Raw genomic sequence first — 18,174 nt, 5'->3', positions numbered from 1 at the left:
ATATATTATACGTTACTAAGCGCTTCGGCAAGTTCTGTTTTCTTATTTCTACTTAACGGAATTGATCTACCGCTAACTTCAACATTTTTACTGTTGAATTTTTCAACCTTTTCTAGGTTAATGATATATGATTTGTGAATTCTTAAAAACTTATCTTCTGGCAATTGCTTTTCAAAAGACTTCATTGTTGATAAGATTACAATATTAGCTTCGTCTGTTACCAACTTAATATAGTCACCAAGAGCTTCGATCCACTTAATATCATTTAAAATGACCTTTCTTTTCTTGAGGTTACTTTTTACAAAAATATGCTCTTCGTCTTCATTGACTCTATGCATTTGTTCGTAATTGGCAACGGCTCTTTTTACAGAGGCATCAAAACGTGCCATGGTAATCGGTTTATGTAAATAATCCGTTACATCATAATCAAATGCTTTAAGGGCATAATCAGGTTTACCGGTAATTAAAATTACCTGAGGACTGTTTTCTAGTGACTCGAGTAGGTCGAATCCTGTAATAATTGGCATTTCAACATCAAGGAATATAAGATCTATCTCATGGTTCTTGATTCCATTTTTAGCTTCGATAGCATTACTATATTCAGCTACCATAGTTAAATTTGGATGATTGTTTACCAACTTGGCAACGGCCATCCTTTGCATAGATGAGTCGTCAACGATGATACTTCTTAACTTCATAAGGGTTGATTTGTGGGGTTAAATCATCGACAAAGAACCGAAAAAACATGCTGAACTGCAACAAAAGATGTGAACAATGCGCTGTTGATCGTGTAATTGGTAATGATGATATATTTAAGATTTGGTTTAATTTTTAAATGTTAATACCATTCAATAACGAAGAATATTTGCATTTCTTATATTTATTTTAAAAAAATATCTATTTTTGCACTCCTTAAAAACAAATATAATATGAACCATTACGAAACTGTTTTCATTTTGAATCCCGTTCTATCTGATGTTCAGATAGAGGAAACAGTTAAGAAATTTGAAGATTTCTTAATTAACAATGGCGCCAAAATGGTAGCTAAAGAGAATTGGGGGCTAAAGAAATTAGCTTATCCTATTCAAAACAAAAAGAGTGGCTTTTACCACTTGTTTGAATTCACTAGCGATGGTGAGGTAGTATCACCTTACGAGCAGGAATTTAGAAGAGATGAACGTGTTATGCGTTTCTTGACCGTTAAATTGGACAAGCACGCAATTGCATGGGCAGAAAAAAGAAGAACAAGAAACAAAACCGCTAAAGCTTAAGTATTATGGCAACATTACAACAACAGGCAAAAGGAAAGAAAGATGGAGAGATCAGGTATCTAACTCCATTGAACATTGAGACCAACACTAAGAAAAAGTATTGTCGTTTTAAAAAATCTGGTATTAAATACGTAGATTATAAAGATGCTGATTTTTTATTGAAGTTGGTAAACGAGCAAGGTAAATTGTTACCTAGAAGACTTACAGGAACTTCATTGAAGTATCAAAGAAAAGTGGCACAAGCCGTAAAAAGAGCTCGTCATTTGGCTTTAATGCCATATGTTGCTGATTTATTAAAATAATAAGACAAAGAATCATGGAGCTTATATTAAAAGAAGACGTACAAAATTTAGGTTTTAAAGACGACGTAGTAAATGTTAAGAACGGTTACGGAAGAAATTTCCTTATACCACAAGGCTTAGCTACTATGGCTACGGTTTCAGCTAAAAAAGTTTTAGCTGAAAATTTAAAACAAAGAGCACATAAGGAGAAAAAAGTAATTGATGCAGCTAAGAAAACTGAAGAGGCATTAAAAGCTTTAGAATTAAAAATTACCGCTAAAACAGGTGCTGCCGACAAATTGTTCGGTTCCGTTACAAATGGTGATTTAGCTGGTGCTCTTGAAAAAGAAGGTCACGCAATTGACAAGAAATATATTAGCATACAAGGTGGTGCCGTTAAAAGAACCGGTCCTTATAATGCTCAAATCAGATTACACCGCGAGGTAATTGTTGATTTTGGTTTCGAAGTTGTTGCCGAGCAGAAATAATTAACTCTCTAAGTTAATAACTTTAAAGAGCTATGCGTGCATAGCTCTTTTTTTTTGGTATTTTTGTTAAAGAACTCATAAATAACTCTAAACCAAAAATTCCATGAAAAACAACTTGTTTTTTCAATTGTTGTTGTTGCTTTTTGTAAGCGCAACTTACGGTCAGGTTACCACCTCTAACATTAGAGGTTTGGTAATGGATGACCAAGATCAACCACTATTTGGAGCAAATATTGTAGCTATACATACCCCTACAGGTACTAAGTATGGTTCTATTTCTAACGAAGATGGTAGATTTAACCTACTTAACCTTCGTGTTGGTGGTCCTTACACGGTAGAAATCTCTTATGTAGGATTTAAACCTTATTTACTTACAGATGTTAATTTATCATTAGGCCAAACATTTAACGTTGATGTTAAATTGGCAAGTGAAAGTCAAGCATTGGACGAGGTCACGGTAGTATCTGATCGTTCTGGTACTTTTAGTAGTGATAGAACTGGTGCAGAAACTAGTGTGGGTAGAAGAGAGTTGACGCGTTTACCTACAATTTCACGTTCTGCTGCAGATTTTACACGTTTAGAGCCAACAGCAAGCGGAAATTCGTTTGGTGGTAGAAATGACCAATTCAATAATTTTTCTCTAGATGGAGCAATTTTCAATAACCCATTTGGGTTAGATGCAGCTACACCAGGAGGTCAGACAGATTCTCAACCAATTTCATTGGATGCTATTGAACAAATTCAAGTATCAACAGCACCTTATGATGTAACTCAGTCCGGTTTTACGGGGGCTTCAGTTAATGCCGTAACCAAGAGTGGATCTAACGAATTTCACGGTACGGTTTACGGTTTTTTCAGAAATGAAGATATGACCGGGGGAAAAATCAAAGGTGATGACATTGTAAAACCAAAATTAGACCAAAGTCAATACGGTGTGAGTATTGGTGGTCCGGTAGTGAAGAACAAACTATTCTTTTTCGCTAATTTCGAAAGAGATGAGAGAACAGATTTAGGAACTAATGGCTGGGTACCAAACACAGGTTCGGGAGCTATCAATGAATCTAGAGTATTGGAAAGTGATTTAATAGCTGTTAGGGATCAATTACTGGCAGTAGGATACGATCCAGGTGCTTATGAAGGTTTTACCCATGATGCAGAATCTACAAAAGGTCTTTTTAAATTGGACTGGAACATAAACGATAATAATCGTTTAGCGGTGATTTATAACTTTTTGAATGCATCCAAGCAAAAACCGGCACACCCTACGGCAATACAGTTTAGAGGTCCTAATGCAAATACGCTACAGTTTCAAAATTCTGGTTATGAGCAAAATAACGAGCTTAAATCTGTTCAGGTGGAATTGAATTCATCATTATCTGAGACAGCATCTAACAAGCTTCAAGTGGGGTATACTCATTTTAATGATTATAGAAATCCATTTTCGTCTCCTGCTCCATCAATCAATATTGCTAAAGATGGGTCTAATTACATTATTGCAGGTCATGAACCATTTTCTGCTCACAATAGATTGGATCAAAAGGTATTTCAAATTACGAACAACCTGAATTTTTATAAAGGAGATCATACGTATACGGTAGGGTTTTCTCTTGAGAAATTCATGTTCGATAATTCATTTAACCTTACGGCGTATGGTTTTTCAAAATTTGGAAGCGTAGATATAGCTGATTTCGATGCAACTACGTATGACTTTGCAGGACCGCAAGCAACATTTAATGCCAATAACGCTGTACCAGATGGCGAAGGTTGGGCATTGGCAGAAACAAATGTAGGTCAATTGGCTTTTTATGTACAAGATGAATGGAACGTAAACGAGAAATTTAAATTAACCTATGGTGTACGTTTTGATAAGCCTTTGTTTTTTGATTCCGCACAGAAAGCACAAGATGTTATTGATAGAGGTTTTGTAATTGCTGATCAACCTTATGAAAACCCTAATACAGGCGAAACGGTTTTTATTGATAATACACAAATGCCAACTAATGATTGGCTAATTTCCCCAAGAGTAGGTTTTAACTATGATGTAAATGGGGATAAGTCGCTACAGCTTCGTGGTGGATCAGGTTTGTTTACAGGACGTTTTCCATTTGTATGGTTAGGAAATCAAATTGCTAATCCAGATGTATTTTTCTTGCAGGCAGTTGATCCAGATTACAAATTTCCACAAGTATGGAGAACTAATTTAGGTGTTGATAAGCGTTTAGATGATGGTATGGTGCTTACTGCAGACCTTTCTTATACAAAAGATATCAATGGTCCACACGTTCAAAACTGGGCATTGACATCACCATCTGGTAATTTATCAGGTGTAGATACAAGAGCAACCTATACTGCTGATGATTTATTGAACAGCTTTGGTTTAGGTGCTGGTCCATATGTATTTACCAACTCAAATAAAGGAAGAATTTGGAATGCATCTTTGAAGGCCCAGAAAAACTTTAATAATGGTCTGTATACAATGTTGGCTTATAGTTATTTAGATGCCAAGGATGTAAACTCCATTGAAGCAGAAATTACTTCAGATGCTTTTGCAGGTAACCCAATTATTAATGACGCCAACGCAGATATATTAGCACCATCAAAATATGGTGATAAACATAGGTTTATTGGTGTAGCTAGCAAAAACTGGGAGTATGGTAATGGTAAATGGGCATCTACACTTTCCACATTCTTTGAATATGCACAAGGTGGTAGGTTCAATTATACGTACGGCGGTGATATCAATGGTGATGGATCTGGTATTAATGACCTTATTTATGTTCCAACCTCAGCTGAAATTGGTCAAATGCAATTTTCCGGTGCAGGTCAAGGAGCTGCTTTTGATGCCTATATTGCACAAGATGATTACTTAAGTGACCGTAGAGGTCAGTATGCAGAGCGTTACGGAGCTTTAGCACCATGGAGAGGAAGATGGGATGTAAAATTCTTGCAAGATTACAAAATCACTGTATCCGAAGGAAAAACCAATACTATACAATTTAGTGTAGATGTATTGAACATAGGTAATTTGATCAGTTCTGATTGGGGCTTGGTACAACAGCCAAATAATGTTCAACCTGTTGGTGTAACTGTTGATCCGGATACTAATGTGCCTACCTACACATTTAATCCTGAATTGACAGAGACATTTGGGTACGATGCAAGTCTGTTGTCTAGATGGCAAGCACAAGTAGGATTGAGATATATCTTTTAAGTTTATAAAATTAAGTTGTAAAAGCCCTAGCAAATATGTTAGGGCTTTTTATTTTTGCAAAATGAAATATACGCGGCTAACAAAAGAGCAACTGGAAGAATTGCATCCAGAATTTATCAATTTTCTTGCGACACAATCAATCACAGGCGATGAATGGGATGATATTAAAAAGAACAAGCCCAAGGTTGCTGAGGAAGAATTAGATGTTTTTAGCGATTTGGTATGGGAAGGTGTTTTAGCAAAAGTGACCTATTTGGAGAATATTTCCAACAATCAAATGCACCTATTTCATTTAACGGATAAAGAAATGAAATTGATTTCCGTAAAGGTGATGAATCCTGAAATTGATTTAACTACAACTGTTGGTTTCGATTGGTTCAAGAGAAACTGGCAATCGGATTTTGTAGAGTATTTAACTGCATCTAAAGCCTACACCGATGATAAAAACGTAGATAAGTTTTTATTGATAAAGCAAGGAGCGGTAATTACCAAGGGGGAATTATACCAATGGTTCGAGAAAGTTATCGTTACCAAATAGAACAATAAAAATCTAAAATCCATACTATTAAAATGTAGCCTTATTTTATGGAAGGTTATATTTGCAATACAATATAAATTTAATGGCACAGAAACCATCTATACCTAAAGGCACCAGAGATTTTAATCCTTCTGAAATAGCAAAACGTAATTACATTTTTGATACTATCAAAAAGAACTTTCAAACTTATGGATTTCAACCTATTGAAACTCCTTCTTTTGAGAATTCAGATACGTTGTTGGGTAAATATGGTGAAGAGGGTGATCGTTTGATTTTTAAAATATTGAATTCCGGTGATTTTCTTAGAAAGGTTGATGATGCTACGTATGCGGAAAAGAATTCTAACAATATAGCTCCTAAAATTACTGAGAAAGCATTACGCTACGATCTAACCGTACCTTTTGCACGTTACGTGGTAATGCATCAAAATGAGTTGGATTTTCCTTTTAAACGCTATCAAATTCAACCAGTTTGGAGAGCTGATAGACCACAAAAGGGTAGATTTAGAGAGTTTTTTCAATGTGATGCCGATGTAGTTGGTTCAGATTCATTGCTTCAAGAAGTGGAGCTGGTTCAGTTATACGATGCTGTATTTTCCGATTTAAAATTGGAAGGAGCAACTATAAAAATGAACAATAGAAAAATCTTGGCAGGTATTGCAGAAGTAATTGGAGCTAAGGATTTATTGATAGATTTTACCGTTGCATTGGATAAGCTAGATAAAATAGGGGAGGACGGAGTCAAAAAAGAAATGCTCGCTAAGGGTATTACCGAAGAAGCAATTGAAAAAGCATCACCATTATTTTTACCACAAGGCAGTAACAACGAACAATTAGAACGCTTGGATGGTCTTTTAAAAGATTCTGAAGAAGGTAAAAAAGGATTGAACGAGCTGCGTTTTATTCTAGAGACTATTTCTGCTCTAGGTCTACAATCTGCTAAATTGTCAATAGATGTCACCCTGGCACGCGGATTAAATTATTATACCGGCGCTATATTTGAAGTTGCGGCGCCTGAGGGTGTTAAAATGGGATCTATAGGTGGTGGTGGCCGCTATGATGACCTTACGGGAATTTTTGGTCTAAAGAATGTAAGTGGTGTGGGAATTTCCTTTGGTCTGGATCGTATTTATTTAGTACTAGAGGAACTTGATCTTTTTCCAGAAGCAATTGATCGCTCGCTACAAGTACTTTGTGTAAACTTTGGGGAAAAGGAAGCTATGGCGGCTTTAAAATTGGTTACTCAGTTGCGAAAAGCCGGCATAAAGGCAGATATGTATCCTTCAAGTGCCAAAATGCAAAAGCAGATGAAGTATGCCAATAATCGCAATGTACCTTATGTTATATTAATTGGGGAGCAGGAGTTAAGTAATAATTCATTTGTTGTAAAGAACATGAATGAAGGCTCTCAACTAGAATATAGCTTAAACAACGTTGGTGCTTTCATAGATTATTTGAGTTAAGTACCTTAAAATCAAATATAAGCTTACTGAGTCATTTTTGATTATATTTGGTTAACCAATTTGGTTGTGCAGTTTTCAATTGACAATCAAAATGGTTTAGAACCAAAATACAATCAAGTTTTATAATTAAAAGAATCATGACGAATAGTAACAAATTATTTGGTAAAAATGTATTGATTACCGCCGGTGCACAAGGAATAGGAGAGTCTATCACCAAACATTTCATTGATAGTGGCGCAAATGTTTCCATTCATTATTTCTCAAGTGCAGATACCGCAGATAAGCTTGTAGCCTATGCAAAGGATAAAGGTGTAAAAGCAATTGCAGTAAGTGGTGATCTCACAAAGGAAAGCGATGCAAATGCATTGGTAGAAAAGACAGTTGAAGCATTGGGCGGACTTCATATTTTAATCAATAATGCAGGTTCTTTAGTTGCCCGTAAAATGCTAAGTGAAATGGAAACTGATTTTTGGCACAAGGTGATGGATATTAATATGACTTCAATGATGTTCGTTACACGGGCAGCAGCACCATATTTGGCAAAGAATGAGAATAGTAGTATGGTCAATTTAGCATCATTGGCAGGTCGTAAAGGCGGTCACCCGGGATCATTGGTATATTCAACCAGTAAAGGAGCTATTTTAACGTATACAAGGGCACTTGCATCAGAATTGGGACCACAGGGAATAAGAGTTAATGCTGTTGCGCCAGGGCTTATCTTAGGTACTTCATTTCACAATACGCATACAACAAAGGAATCAGCTGCAGAAACTACAAAAGGTATTCCTATTCAAAGAGCAGGTAACGCTGATGATGTAGCTAGAGCTGTATTGTATCTGGCATCTGAATACGATGGCTTTATTACTGGAGCTACGCTAGACATCAATGGTGGCGTTTACAATATGTAAAAAATCGATTAAAAATAAAACACTGGTTGCCATTTGGTAGCTAGTGTTTTATTCTCATATTTCTTTTAAATATATAATTATGCTTAAGACTCCGGTTATTCATCCTACTATAATGGAGGTTCTTGCACGCTCTGGGCATTTTGCCCAAGTTGTTATTGCAGATGGTAACCTACCTGTTGGCGCAATGAACGGTCCAAATTCCACAACAGTGCATTTAAATTTTAAACCAGGGCTGTTAGATGCATTGACCGTTCTTGAAGGTATACTTGAGGTTTGTCCTATACAAGGAGCAATTGTAATGGAAAAACCACCTGAAGCAAATGCTGAAATACATTTGGCATATAAAGAATTGCTGGGAGATGTTAGTTGGAGTGAAATGGAAAGGTGGGCATTTTACGACCAAATTCGTGATAAGACCACTACACTAATTTTACAGACAGGTGAACAACGACGTTTTGCCAATTTGATTTTAACGGTTGGGGTAGTTAAAATGGCTGAGGAAAGCAGTTTTTAAACTATAAGAGGTAACATTGAAATCCTGGCTTTTAATTGCTTGTTGCCAAACATTTAGAAATTTCCTTGGTGATGGTATTATAGTACGATATTTCATGTGGCACGTATTTAAACTTTGAAATATCACCTAATTCTTTAGTGAATTGATCCATTGGAATCAATTTTAAGTTTTCTACTTCACTTTCTTGCTTTCGTAAATCATGTAATGATAAATGTAAGGGAGCCAAAAATGTATGATGAAACTCATAGTCCATCAAATTTTTGGAATGATTGTGTACAGATTTAAAAACTCCAATTTTTTGCAATTTTTCAGGTTGAATGGTTAAACCGATTTCTTCTTCTATTTCACGTAGTGCAGAGGTAATTATATTTTCGCCAGCACCAATATGACCTGCAACGCTTACATCCCAAAGTAGGGGGTAAACATCTTTGTTCTTACCTCGTTGCTGTAAAAGAACTTTGCCATCTAAGGTGTAAAACCAAATATGAACCGTTTGGTGAAACCATCCGTTTTTATGGGCTTCACTTTTCATTGCCGTTCTATTGGTCATTCTTCCATCGGCATCTAAAATATCAATTAGTTCATCCATAGCGTAAAAAAAAATCCCTCCAAATTGGTGGAGGGATTAAATAAGATTATTCGAAATAGCTAAAAGTTTCGCCATCCTTTATCGTTAACAATGTTTCGTAGATCAGACGAATTACATTTTCAACATCATCTTTATGAACCGTTTCTACGGTAGTGTGCATGTAACGTAACGGTAAAGAAATTAAAGCAGAAGCAACACCGCCATTACTGTAGGCAAATGCATCTGTATCTGTACCGGTAGATCTAGATGCAGCCATTCGTTGAAATGGTATGTTTTTCTTTTCGGCGGTCTCAATGATACGTTCACGTAATTTGTTCTGTACCGCTGGAGCATAAGAAATTACAGGTCCGGCTCCAATTTCGGTATGTCCCTGAACCTCTTTTTTGATCATTGGAGTTGTCGTATCGTGACAAACATCTGTAACAATAGCAATGTTTGGCTGAATAGTTTGTGTAATCATTTCCGCACCGCGCAATCCAATCTCTTCTTGAACAGAGTTTGTAATGTAAAGTCCAAAAGGTAATTCTACTTTATTCTCATGCAATAGACGTGCAACTTCGGCAATCATAAAACCACCAGCTCTATTGTCTATAGCTCTACAAACATATTTGTTCTTATTAAGAATTTGAAATTCGTCTGGGTATGTAATTACACAACCTACATGTACACCAAGTTTTTCAACTTCTTCTTTGGTGGTTGCACCAACATCAACGGTAATATTCTCAATTTTTGGAGTTTCCTCTTTATCCCCTTTACGGGTATGAATAGCTGGCCAGCCAAAAATACCTTTTACAATTCCGTTTTTAGTATGTATGTTTACCCATTTAGAAGGAGCAATTAGGTGATCGCTTCCACCATTTCTTATAACATGAATAAGTCCGTTATCCGTAATATAATTAACGTACCATGAGATTTCGTCTGAATGCCCTTCAATGACCACTTTATATTTAGCATCAGGATTTATAACTCCTACCGCAGTACCATAAGTATCTGTTATAAATGTATCTACATAAGGCTTTAGGTAGTCCATCCAAATTTTTTGCCCTTCCCACTCATAACCTGTAGGAGCGGCATTGTTCAAGTATTTTTCAAAAAAGTCTTCAGACTTTTTGGTAATTATTTTTTTCTCAGCCATCAATGTTAATTTAAGATACAAACTTAAGAATATTAGCGTTGTATTAATAATAACCTTCTTTAATATTCGTTAATTTTGGCAGGACTTTTGTTAAGCCTATGGTAATGAAATATAACTTTTTAATACTTTATCTACTGGTCTCCGGTGTTTTTATCTGTACAGCTCAGGTTGAGGAACAAGAGCTTGATTCTGTTGCGGAAAAAATGATTATCGTAACAGGGGACTCATTGCTGCAAAGTTCTATAGCATTAGAGGAAGCGTATGTTTTTGGTAAACTTAAGTTCTCGTCTTATGATGAAAAATTACGCTACTATATTTTAAGGAGAAAAACGCAAAAAGTATATCCATACGCTAAAATGGCTGCGGAGCGTTTGGTTGAGCTAAACGATAGTTTGGCGAATATGAAGAACAACCGTAAACGCAAAAAGTATACTAAAAAAGTACAGAAATTTATTGAAGAAGAATTTTCTGAAGAGTTGAAAAAATTAACTAGAACCGAAGGTCAAATTTTGGTGAAACTAATTTATAGGCAAACGGGTACAACCGCTTTTGATTTGGTCAAGGATCTTAGAAATGGCTGGAGAGCTTTTTGGTATAATACCACGGCTAAATTGTTTAATATAAGCATTAAGGAAGAGTTTCATCCAGACCTTGTAGAAGAAGACTACTTGATAGAAGATATTTTGCAACGCGCTTTTTCAAAAGGTAAATTAGAACGGCAAGAAACGGTTTTAGACTACGATTACGATAAGCTTTATAATAAGTGGAAGAAAACGACCAAAATACCAAAAGGCTAAAGTTTTTATTTTTTACCGAACATTGAATCCATTATTGTCATAATGCCCTTAAACCCCATATAAACGGCATATGCGGCAAGAATCAATCCTAAAATACAAACCGGCCAGAACATAGAGTGGTCTTGGTTCTTGAAAGCCTGCCATAGTACAAAGGGGGCAGTGAACATTAATAAAACGGTGAATGCCAATCTTTTTAAACCTGTTACAAGTAAATCTTTATCAGTTCTCCTCATTGTTTGTAATTGTTATGCTATCTGTATATTCTTCTACAATGGCGAAATAACCCAATGCAAAATTATCTGAACGTTCAACATTGTCAACAACCTCGTCGTTATCAATTCCGGTAACATTTATTATATTACCACGAACAGTAGCTGCCGGGGTTTGAAACGGACCTTGATCGCCACCGGACTGAACAATGATTTGGTTCATGTAATTGTAAAATTGTTCATCTACACCAAGTAAACTTATATTTACTACAGAGCTTGTATTTATTGCTAATTCATTATCGTAAAAATATGAGAATACAAAAGTCTGTCCTTGATAAAATTCATCTTCTGTTACTAAAAACTCTCCAAAATCCAAGTCGAGCAAATAAAAATCGTTGCTTTCCCCCGGGTCTGTAAATGTAACTATTACTTCTGTTTCATCACCTGAAAATAGGGTTTCGTCACCTTGCTCTAAGGAATCTATAGGCACAGATTTCACATAGGTAGTCGTAGCAAAAAATTGCTCATTTTCTGTTTCTAGAATAAGTTGAAAAACATCTCCTTCTTCAATACTGCTAACTCTAATTCTTTGATCACTATCAAAACTAGGGTCAGGTACCCAAATACCGCTACCTGGTTCTACTTCGGCTAAATTGGAAATACCACCTCCTTCTAAAATTTCCGGGGCATCGGCGTTAGGGGTACCATAATAGATAATGGCACTTTTTAATGATGCTACCGTGTTTTCGTCAAAAAAAGAGCTGCTTTCGGAAACAGCTATTTCAATAGGTAGAAATTCTTGATTTTCATCTACGCGTATTACACCGTTAACAACTAGTCTGGTGTCATTTTCCGGTAATTCAACCTCTATGACATCTTCACATGAGATAAAAAGAATAAAGCCTAATATGATTAATATAAAGCGTTTCATTTCCTAAAGATTAAAATTGTAAGTTACTGCCGGCACTATGCCAAATATAGAGGTTCTTACAGCCTCGTTTACTCCGGTGTCATCATTCTGTCTAAAATTAATAGAAGCTGCATTTCGTCTATTATAAACATTATATAAGCTAAAGACCCATTCACCTTTTAATTTTCGGTTCTTATTTTTTTTAGGTTTCAAAGTAGCCGATAGGTCAAGGCGATTGTATGCCGGTAATCGTTGAGAATTTCTTAAACCGTAATAAGGCACGGTTAAATCTTGAAATTCAAATTGACCGACGGGGTAATTGGTAGGTTGTCCGGTTTGGTATGTGAAATTTCCACTAAAACTCCATTTATCTGTTAGATCATAACTTAAGAACAATGAAATGTCATGCGTTTTATCGTAAGGCGTATTGTACCAATTCCCAAAATTAATTCCGGTTTCAACATTGCTACGACCATTGTCTATAACAGACGCTCTACCAGGTGTGCGTTGTTCAGATTTGGACAGGGTATAGGCTAGCCAACCCTGTAGTTTTCCCTCATTTTTCCGCAAAAGATACTCCAGCCCATAAGCACGCGCTTCGCCATTTAGAATTACTTGTTCAATGGCATTATTGGCAATAAGATTAGCACCGTCTATATAATCTATTCTATTTTGGACATTTTTATAGAAGACTTCAGTTTCTAAGGAGAAATCTCCATCATTAATATTTTTAAAGTAACCAAAAGCATATTGATTTAATAGCTGTGGCTTTGTAAATGGTCCACTTGGTGTCCAAACATCTAAAGGGGTAGGTGAGCTGGTATTTGAAAGAAGGTGTAGGTATTGAGCTAATCTAGTGTAACTCGCTTTAATAGAGCTAGATTGATTTAAGGTATATGAAAGGGAAACTCTTGGTTCAAAATTGCTAAAATGAGACAGCGTAGTTCCTCTACCGGGATTTATAACATCTATAGGGTCTGCTTCTTGATAGATGAGTAAAAAGGGATCATAAGTAACCGGATTGTTATTGGCATAGACATTTAATTCATCTTGCCCTAGTCTCATAAAGTGACTAAAACGCAGCCCGTAACCTACACTCAAATTTTCGCTTAATCTGTGTTCAAAATCAACATAAGCGGCAAATTCATTAGCATATTTTTCAATTAGTTGTTCTTCAATAATGCCAGACTCTGAATTGCTTGGTTCAATTTTACCTGGGTTAAACTGGTAGTAGACGTTGTTAATGCCGTAATTGATCTGCAATTTGTCTGTGGCGTAATGTTTAAGGTCATATTTAAGATTAAAGTTTCTTATGCCTGAGTTCCAATTAAACCCTACAAAATCTAGTTTTAACCCGTAATAGTAATCAGAGTAAATTAAAGATAGGTTGGAGAAAAGTTTGTCGGAGAATAAATGGTTCCATCTAAAATTACCCACAGCATTACCATAGGTGTTTACAAAACTATCGTTGATACCAAAGACATCTCTACCAAAATATCCAGAAAGAAAAATGTTATTTTTCTCATTTAATCTATAGTTGAATTTGGTGTTTAGGTCATAGAAATATGCTGTGTTATCAACATCGAACAACGGAAGGAACAAATGGGCGTAAGAAGCTCTACCGCCAATTAAAAAAGCTGCTTTATCTTTTTTAATGGGACCTTCTAGCAACAATCTACTGGCAACTGCACCAATACCGCCATTCATTTTAAACTCTTTGCTATTGCCTTCTTTTTGAAATATATCTAGCACAGATGAAACTCGACCGCCATAGCGGGCAGGTATGCCACCTTTATATAGTTTTACATCTTTAATGGCATCTGGATTAAATACAGAGAAGAATCCAAAAAGGTGAGAAGAGTTAAAGATGATGGCTTCATCTAATAGAATAAGGTTTTGATCAGCTGCTCCACCTCTCACGTTAAAACCTGAGGCACCTTCACCGGCATTGGTTACACCCGGTAATAGTAATATGGATTTTATGACATCTACTTCACCTAAAATCACCGGTATTTTTTTAATAGTACCTACTGAAAGGGTGTTAACGCTCATTTGTGGCTTTCTGATATCCATTTTTTCCACATTTTCCGTAACCACTACTTCCTCTAATTGTTCAGCTTCTTCGCTTAACAAAAAATCTTTACGTCTATTTTCTGTCAATGTTATTTGTTGAGTGATATCCTCAAAACCTAAATAACTTATAAGTACCGTATAGGTGCCTTCTGGAAGGGTGATGGAATAAAAACCGTATTCATTGGTGGTGACACCGGTTTTTAATTCTGGTATTGCCACTGTAACACCAATTAATGTTTCGTTACTGCTTACTTCAGATATAGTACCGCTTAGTGTATATTTTTGTTGGCCCTGAATAGTATGGGGTAAGCTTAAAAATAAGATGATAAGAATCGGTAAAAGTACTTTCATCAATTTTTTAGTGTAAAAATACTTAGAATAGATCTATACTCCTAAAAGTAATTAAAGGTCAAAAAAAATACCCTTAAATTTAATTAAGGGTATTCATAGAAGTTAAAGTTGAATTAAATGGATTCTAATATTCCATTTAAAGTAGAACTTGGTCTCATTGCTTTTTGAACCAAAGCGGTTTCTGGCTTATAATAACCACCCACATCTTGTGTTGATCCTTGTGCATCTATCAATTCTGAAAGGATATCATTTTCCTTGTTATTGATTTCTGAACTTACTTTAGAGAAAATAGCTTTTAATTCAGCGTTATCATCTTGTAGCGCCAATGCTTCTGCCCAGTATTTTGCCAAGAAAAAATGACTACCCCTTGTATCCAGTTCTTTTACTTTTCTTGAAGGAGACTTGTCGTTCAATAAAAATTTCTCGGTAGCACTATCCAAGGTATCACCAAGAACCTTTGCTGCTGCATTTCCATTCTTTTCTCCATAGAACTCCAAAGAAACGCCTAATGCTAAGAATTCACCCAAAGAATCCCATCTTAAATGACCTTCCTCTAGGAATTGTTCTACGTGCTTTGGTGCTGAGCCACCTGCTCCTGTTTCAAAAAGTCCACCGCCGTTCATTAAAGGAACAATCGATAACATTTTGGCACTTGTTCCTACTTCCAAAATAGGGAAGAGGTCAGTAAGGTAATCTCTTAATACATTTCCGGAAACAGATATAGTATCCTTGCCATCTTTCATTCTTTTTAATGTGAAAGCTGTGGCTTTAATTGGAGACATAATTTGGATGTCCAAACCATTAGTGTCCTCTTGTGCTAAATATGTATTTACCTTCTTAATTAACTCGGCATCATGTGATCTGTTCTCGTCTAACCAGAATACAGCAGGTACATCGGTAGCTCTTGCTCTAGATACTGCCAATTTTACCCAGTCTTGAATAGGAGCGTCTTTAACCTGGCACATACGCCAAATATCGCCACTGCTTACGGTATGCTCAAGTAATACTTTACCACTAGTGGTGTCAACTACCTGTACAGTTCCGCTTTGGCTAATTTCAAAAGTTTTGTCATGTGAGCCATACTCCTCTGCCTTTTGTGCCATTAGACCAACATTTGGTACGGTACCCATAGTAGTAGGGTCAAACGCACCATGTTCTTTACAGAAATCAATGGTAGCCGTATAAATACCTGCATAGCTACTATCTGGTATTACAGCTTTGGTGTCTTGAGATTTACCTTCCGCATTCCACATTTGACCGGAGTTTCTGATCATAGCTGGCATAGATGCATCAATAATAATATCACTTGGAACGTGTAGGTTGGTAATTCCTTTGTCTGAATTTACCATTGCTAGATCTGGTCCATTAGCCAAAGCTTCATCTAAATCTTTAGTAATGGCATCTTTTTCATTAGTGGTTAATTTTTCAATCTTCTGGTATAAACTGGCAAGTCCATCATTAGGACTAATACCTAATTTATCGAAAGTGTCTGCATATTTTACAAATACGGGTTTAAAGAAAGTTTCAACAACATGACCAAAAATAATAGGGTCGGAAACTTTCATCATTGTAGCCTTTAAATGCACTGAAAAAAGGATGCCTTTATCTTTTGCATCTTTAATTTCTGCTTGAAGAAAATCTAGCAAGGCTGTTTTGTTCATTACCGTTGCATCGATAATTTCACCCTTAAGCAGGCTTAAATTATCTTTTAGAATAGTTTCTGAGCCTTCGGAAACCAATTTTATCTGTACCGTAGTGGCATTGGCTAATGTTGTTGATTTCTCATTGGCTTGAAAATCGCCATCACCCATTGTTGCTACATGAGTTTTAGAGCTAGAGCTCCATGCACCCATGCTATGAGGATTTTGCTTTGCGTAATTCTTTACAGCTCTAGGAGCTCTACGGTCAGAGTTACCTTCCCTTAAAACAGGGTTTACGGCACTACCTTTAATTTTATCGTACTTCGCCTTTATTTGCTTTTCCTCATCAGTTTTAGGCTCGTCTGGGTAGTTTGGTATGTTGTAACCCTTAGCTTGCAATTCTGCGATAGCCTCGTTCAATTGAGGAACCGATGCACTTATGTTAGGTAATTTTATAATGTTTGCTTCTGGCTGTTTTGCCATGTTGCCCAATTCTTCCAAATCATTGGACACCTGTTGTTCTTTCGATAAAAACTCTGGAAAGGTAGCAGCAATTCTGCCGGCTAAAGAAATATCTTTAGTTTCGATTTCAATTCCTGATGATTTTGTGAAAGCTTTTACAATAGGTAAAAAAGACTCTGTAGCCAATGCAGGCGCCTCGTCTGTTTTGGTATAAAAAATTTTGGACATTTGCAGTTTGTTTTAATTTAAGCGGAACAAATATACAATTTTCTAAAGGTATGAAAGTGTTGAAAATGGCTTAATATTTCAGGCAGGAGGGAAGTTTTGTTAAATAACAAAAGCCATATCAATGTACGCATACAATGATATGGCTTTTTAGAAAAAGTTTACGGACAGTTTGTTTTGATTTTTCATCAAAACGGCAACCCTTGATTGCATCCGTTTTACTGATTCAACGTTTAAAATGTTTTTCGATTCCCAGGTTAGGCAACCCGGCATCTACACAGCATTTCTTTTTCATTGTCATCATTGAATAATAAAAACCTAATATATAGTCTCTTTACTATTCAACTAATCTCAAATTCAATTAGCGACAGCCAACAAATTTAAAATTTACCCCATTTAATAATCATTAAATGCTTTGGTCAAACAATAATACGATAGAACGCAAACTTCGTAATGATTTTAAAATAGACATTTTTCTAAATCTCTATTTCGTAACCATGTTCTAATTTACAAAAAATAATAATACAAAGATTAAAAATGTAATCTTTTATTAATCAACATGTTATAAACAGGTGTTATTCACTATTGTTCATAAAAAAAGCACTGTTCTATTTTAGAACAGTGCTTTATATTTATTTGGATATAAAATTTATCCTCTTACTTCTTTAATTCTAGCTTTCTTACCAGTTAATTCACGGAAGTAGTAAATTCTAGATCTACGTACTTTACCACGTTTGTTAACTTCAATTTTTTGAAGTGCAGGTAAGTTAATTGGGAAGATACGCTCAACACCAACTGTTCCAGACATTTTACGAATAGTAAATGTTTCTGTAGAACCGGTACCTCTACGTTGTATTACAACACCTTTAAAGAACTGTGTTCTTGTTTTTTCACCTTCCTTAATTTCGTAGTAAACAGTGATTGTATCACCAGCAGAAAATTTTGGAAATTCTTTTTTAGTTACGAATTCGTCTTGTACAAATTTTATTAATGATTCCATTGTATAGTTAAAATTGGAATTAAATCAGAGCAACGTTCACGATTATCGTCAGAGGTTGTTCTAACAGGCTGCAAAATTAATATTTAAATTTAATCACGCAAGTATTTATT

The 18,174-nt window shown here is 35.7% G+C and carries 17 protein-coding genes; 9 read left to right on the top strand and 8 right to left on the bottom strand.

All coding sequences use genetic code 11. From position 1 onward, the window contains the following. Positions 1-5: 5 nt before the first annotated feature. The gene (locus tag I600_RS02940) at positions 6-698 is read right to left on the bottom strand and encodes a LytR/AlgR family response regulator transcription factor (RefSeq protein WP_058103007.1); all 693 of its coding nucleotides are present in this window, start codon (positions 696-698) and stop codon (positions 6-8) included. A gap of 231 nt (positions 699-929) precedes the next feature. On the opposite strand from I600_RS02940, the gene rpsF reads away from it, so the two are divergent. From rpsF to I600_RS02900, 8 genes are all read left to right on the top strand, one after another. Next, on the top strand, positions 930-1,271 hold the full coding sequence (gene rpsF / locus I600_RS02935; protein ID WP_058103006.1) for a 30S ribosomal protein S6: 342 nt from the start codon (positions 930-932) through the stop codon (positions 1,269-1,271). A 5-nt stretch (positions 1,272-1,276) separates the two neighbouring features. Further along, the gene (gene rpsR / locus I600_RS02930; protein WP_027067300.1) at positions 1,277-1,573 is read left to right on the top strand and encodes a 30S ribosomal protein S18; all 297 of its coding nucleotides are present in this window, start codon (positions 1,277-1,279) and stop codon (positions 1,571-1,573) included. Positions 1,574-1,587: 14 nt separating this feature from the next. Further along, positions 1,588-2,040 carry a 50S ribosomal protein L9 gene (rplI, locus tag I600_RS02925; RefSeq protein WP_058103005.1) on the top strand — a complete coding sequence of 151 codons (453 nt, stop codon included), beginning with the start codon at positions 1,588-1,590 and terminating at the stop codon, positions 2,038-2,040. Positions 2,041-2,143: 103 nt separating this feature from the next. Continuing rightward, positions 2,144-5,251, top strand: a complete 3,108-nt coding sequence (locus I600_RS02920) for a TonB-dependent receptor (RefSeq protein ID WP_058103004.1) — start codon at positions 2,144-2,146, stop codon at positions 5,249-5,251. A 61-nt stretch (positions 5,252-5,312) separates the two neighbouring features. Beyond that, positions 5,313-5,789 carry a DUF6495 family protein gene (locus I600_RS02915; protein WP_058103003.1) on the top strand — a complete coding sequence of 159 codons (477 nt, stop codon included), beginning with the start codon at positions 5,313-5,315 and terminating at the stop codon, positions 5,787-5,789. 82 nt (positions 5,790-5,871) lie between these two features. Next, positions 5,872-7,251 carry a histidine--tRNA ligase gene (gene hisS, locus I600_RS02910; RefSeq protein ID WP_058103002.1) on the top strand — a complete coding sequence of 460 codons (1,380 nt, stop codon included), beginning with the start codon at positions 5,872-5,874 and terminating at the stop codon, positions 7,249-7,251. Between the two features lie 137 nt (positions 7,252-7,388). Further along, the gene (locus I600_RS02905; protein ID WP_058103001.1) at positions 7,389-8,159 is read left to right on the top strand and encodes an SDR family NAD(P)-dependent oxidoreductase; all 771 of its coding nucleotides are present in this window, start codon (positions 7,389-7,391) and stop codon (positions 8,157-8,159) included. A gap of 79 nt (positions 8,160-8,238) precedes the next feature. After that, positions 8,239-8,673 carry an RbsD/FucU domain-containing protein gene (locus tag I600_RS02900; RefSeq protein WP_058103000.1) on the top strand — a complete coding sequence of 145 codons (435 nt, stop codon included), beginning with the start codon at positions 8,239-8,241 and terminating at the stop codon, positions 8,671-8,673. A gap of 31 nt (positions 8,674-8,704) precedes the next feature. On the opposite strand, the gene I600_RS02895 is transcribed toward I600_RS02900, so the two are convergent. Both I600_RS02895 and I600_RS02890 read right to left on the bottom strand, forming a co-directional pair. Beyond that, a complete protein-coding gene (locus I600_RS02895; RefSeq protein WP_058102999.1) occupies positions 8,705-9,262 on the bottom strand; it encodes an NUDIX hydrolase in 558 nt (185 codons plus the stop codon). Between the two features lie 46 nt (positions 9,263-9,308). Further along, positions 9,309-10,397, bottom strand: coding sequence for a M42 family metallopeptidase (locus I600_RS02890; RefSeq protein WP_058102998.1), 1,089 nt, complete (start codon positions 10,395-10,397; stop codon positions 9,309-9,311). 104 nt (positions 10,398-10,501) lie between these two features. Here I600_RS02890 and I600_RS02885 point away from each other — a divergent pair, with 104 nt between their 5' ends. After that, complete coding sequence (locus I600_RS02885; protein WP_058104255.1) at positions 10,502-11,194, top strand: DUF4294 domain-containing protein; 693 nt, start codon at positions 10,502-10,504, stop codon at positions 11,192-11,194. Positions 11,195-11,199: 5 nt separating this feature from the next. On the opposite strand, the gene I600_RS02880 is transcribed toward I600_RS02885, so the two are convergent. The 5 genes from I600_RS02880 to rplS form a co-directional block, all read right to left on the bottom strand. Next, the gene (locus tag I600_RS02880) at positions 11,200-11,427 is read right to left on the bottom strand and encodes a DUF6095 family protein (protein WP_058102997.1); all 228 of its coding nucleotides are present in this window, start codon (positions 11,425-11,427) and stop codon (positions 11,200-11,202) included. Then, positions 11,414-12,334 (bottom strand): DUF4249 family protein, encoded by a 921-nt coding sequence (locus I600_RS02875; protein ID WP_058102996.1) that lies wholly within the window; start codon positions 12,332-12,334, stop codon positions 11,414-11,416. Before I600_RS02875 ends, I600_RS02880 begins: the two co-directional genes overlap by 14 nt. 3 nt (positions 12,335-12,337) lie before the next feature. Beyond that, complete coding sequence (locus I600_RS02870) at positions 12,338-14,737, bottom strand: TonB-dependent receptor (RefSeq protein WP_058102995.1); 2,400 nt, start codon at positions 14,735-14,737, stop codon at positions 12,338-12,340. Positions 14,738-14,850: 113 nt separating this feature from the next. Then, a complete protein-coding gene (locus tag I600_RS02865) occupies positions 14,851-17,067 on the bottom strand; it encodes an NADP-dependent isocitrate dehydrogenase (protein ID WP_058102994.1) in 2,217 nt (738 codons plus the stop codon). Between the two features lie 646 nt (positions 17,068-17,713). Further along, positions 17,714-18,064: a 50S ribosomal protein L19 gene (gene rplS, locus I600_RS02860; RefSeq protein ID WP_058102993.1), complete on the bottom strand. Its 351-nt coding sequence runs from the start codon at positions 18,062-18,064 to the stop codon at positions 17,714-17,716. Between the last annotated feature and the right edge of the window lie 110 nt (positions 18,065-18,174).

The sequence above is a fragment of the Maribacter dokdonensis DSW-8 genome, from assembly GCF_001447995.1.
GTDB lineage: Bacteria > Bacteroidota > Bacteroidia > Flavobacteriales > Flavobacteriaceae > Maribacter > Maribacter dokdonensis.
The sequence above is the reverse complement of the archived record's forward strand: the minus strand, read 5'-3'. Positions and strand labels throughout refer to the sequence as shown.

What these genes read in the sequence shown, in the direction of transcription:
- I600_RS02915 (WP_058103003.1), top strand. Translation starts at nt 5,313, where the DNA reads ATGAAATATACGCGGCTAACAAAAGAGCAACTGGAAGAATTGCATCCA.
- I600_RS02905 (WP_058103001.1), top strand. Translation starts at nt 7,389, where the DNA reads ATGACGAATAGTAACAAATTATTTGGTAAAAATGTATTGATTACCGCC.
- rpsF (WP_058103006.1), top strand. Translation starts at nt 930, where the DNA reads ATGAACCATTACGAAACTGTTTTCATTTTGAATCCCGTTCTATCTGAT.
- I600_RS02870 (WP_058102995.1), bottom strand. Translation starts at nt 14,737, where the DNA reads ATGAAAGTACTTTTACCGATTCTTATCATCTTATTTTTAAGCTTACCC.
- I600_RS02875 (WP_058102996.1), bottom strand. Translation starts at nt 12,334, where the DNA reads ATGAAACGCTTTATATTAATCATATTAGGCTTTATTCTTTTTATCTCA.
- I600_RS02895 (WP_058102999.1), bottom strand. Translation starts at nt 9,262, where the DNA reads ATGGATGAACTAATTGATATTTTAGATGCCGATGGAAGAATGACCAAT.
- I600_RS02940 (WP_058103007.1), bottom strand. Translation starts at nt 698, where the DNA reads ATGAAGTTAAGAAGTATCATCGTTGACGACTCATCTATGCAAAGGATG.
- rplI (WP_058103005.1), top strand. Translation starts at nt 1,588, where the DNA reads ATGGAGCTTATATTAAAAGAAGACGTACAAAATTTAGGTTTTAAAGAC.
- I600_RS02885 (WP_058104255.1), top strand. Translation starts at nt 10,502, where the DNA reads ATGAAATATAACTTTTTAATACTTTATCTACTGGTCTCCGGTGTTTTT.
- I600_RS02880 (WP_058102997.1), bottom strand. Translation starts at nt 11,427, where the DNA reads ATGAGGAGAACTGATAAAGATTTACTTGTAACAGGTTTAAAAAGATTG.
- I600_RS02920 (WP_058103004.1), top strand. Translation starts at nt 2,144, where the DNA reads ATGAAAAACAACTTGTTTTTTCAATTGTTGTTGTTGCTTTTTGTAAGC.
- rpsR (WP_027067300.1), top strand. Translation starts at nt 1,277, where the DNA reads ATGGCAACATTACAACAACAGGCAAAAGGAAAGAAAGATGGAGAGATC.
- hisS (WP_058103002.1), top strand. Translation starts at nt 5,872, where the DNA reads ATGGCACAGAAACCATCTATACCTAAAGGCACCAGAGATTTTAATCCT.
- I600_RS02890 (WP_058102998.1), bottom strand. Translation starts at nt 10,397, where the DNA reads ATGGCTGAGAAAAAAATAATTACCAAAAAGTCTGAAGACTTTTTTGAA.
- I600_RS02865 (WP_058102994.1), bottom strand. Translation starts at nt 17,067, where the DNA reads ATGTCCAAAATTTTTTATACCAAAACAGACGAGGCGCCTGCATTGGCT.
- rplS (WP_058102993.1), bottom strand. Translation starts at nt 18,064, where the DNA reads ATGGAATCATTAATAAAATTTGTACAAGACGAATTCGTAACTAAAAAA.
- I600_RS02900 (WP_058103000.1), top strand. Translation starts at nt 8,239, where the DNA reads ATGCTTAAGACTCCGGTTATTCATCCTACTATAATGGAGGTTCTTGCA.